This window comes from Helicobacter japonicus (assembly GCF_000762845.2).
GTDB lineage: Bacteria > Campylobacterota > Campylobacteria > Campylobacterales > Helicobacteraceae > Helicobacter_C > Helicobacter_C japonicus.
The window spans coordinates 1-1,453 of record NZ_JRMQ02000041.1 but is presented as its reverse complement, the minus strand read 5'-3'; the positions used below and the strand labels follow the sequence as shown (position 1 = coordinate 1,453).

The window sequence follows — 1,453 nt, the reverse complement described above, 5'->3', positions numbered from 1 at the left end:
CAAGGGGTGTAATGCTAACTTGGAATAAATCACTACAACCAAACAAAGATGAAATCATTTATGAGTTTAAGTATAGTTTTCCAAAGGGGTGGTTTAATAGATTTGAGCGGATAGTAGATAGAATAGCGACAATAATAGTTTTATTTGTCTCACTTGGATTGATTGTAGATTTTTATAATTATAGTGCAATCTATGATGCGATGATTCTAATCTTTAGTTACCCTACATATTTGAGCTTAGAAAATTGGCTTGTTTTGGGGTTATATAGCATTCTTATTCCTCTGCCTTTTTTATTGGTTTTATGGAGCTTTAATGGGCTCTTTTTTCGTCAAAGAAATGCGATTTTTCTTACTAATGAGGGAATGTATATACGCTCTAGTGGTTTTTTAAAGCTATGGTATCAGCATAGATTCTATAAATATGGGGAATTTGGGTTTTATGTAAATTGGGTATCAAGTGCTATCTATACGGGTTCGTGGATAATAAGAATAAATGATATAAACACACAATATCGCCACTACTTTCATAATCTTTCAAACAAAGAATCTAAAGTTTATGTGATAGTTGATAATGATGAGCAAGATATGAAAAAGCTCCTTGAAATCCTAAGAGAAAAAACACAAGAAGCCTTAGAGAAACAAGGCAAAGCAAATCAATATGATTTGCGTGAGAAAATTAAACCTATAAAAAAAAGAAGAGGTTTGCAAGAAAAGGAGTAAAAATGAATGGCAATTGGAGCAATTTTCCCTATATGAATGATTCAGATTATTTCCAAAGAGAAAAGATAAAGCAAGAGGAGGAGCAAAGAAAGTTTCTCTATCGTAATGAAAAAATAGTATTTTATCAAATCGGGGAGACTTTAGAGATTGTGGTGCAAGGTGTTAAGTTTCAAGGCAATGGCTCGGATATTGGTATGGGGGTGATTGGGAGTATATTTGCTGCAATCAGTGAGGGGATAGAACAACTATATAAAAAAGATTATATTAGTCAAGCTTCTAAGAAGTTTAGCAAATGGGCATTTATCCTAGAGGGATATTCCCTTGTGTTTGTGTATAATCAAGGCACAAAAGAATGGTATAGAGGACTGGCAAGTGTTGGGTATGAAGTGATTATTTTTGGCATTACTGCTTCTATCATAGGCTTAATAAGTGCTCCTTGGTGGCTTGCCCTCATCATTGCAGCATTCATTGCCTTTATAGCTGCTCTTTTTGCAAATTCACAATGGGGTAAAAGCGCATTAGAATTGATTTCAGAGAGAATACAGGAGCTTACAGAAACCATTAAAGCCAACCTAGAAAAGGCAAAGGCATTTTTTGAGGCAAACGAGCAAGACTACTATAAGCCCTTTAGAAATAAAGATTTTATGAAAAATCTCTGTGAGGATTTGACTTGTAAGGATTTCAGTGAGCAGAGTTTGCGCGATTTACTCGCATATAGTGGCTATAAGAGAGAT

At 34.4% G+C, this 1,453-nt stretch carries 2 protein-coding genes; both read left to right on the top strand.

Annotated elements, in window-relative coordinates:
* A partial coding sequence (locus LS65_RS09705) for a hypothetical protein (RefSeq protein WP_236096718.1) occupies positions 1-719 on the top strand: 719 nt, incomplete at its 5' end.
* A gap of 2 nt (positions 720-721) precedes the next feature.
* Positions 722-1,453: hypothetical protein (locus LS65_RS09700; RefSeq protein ID WP_138129875.1), on the top strand; the 732-nt coding region annotated here is incomplete at its 3' end.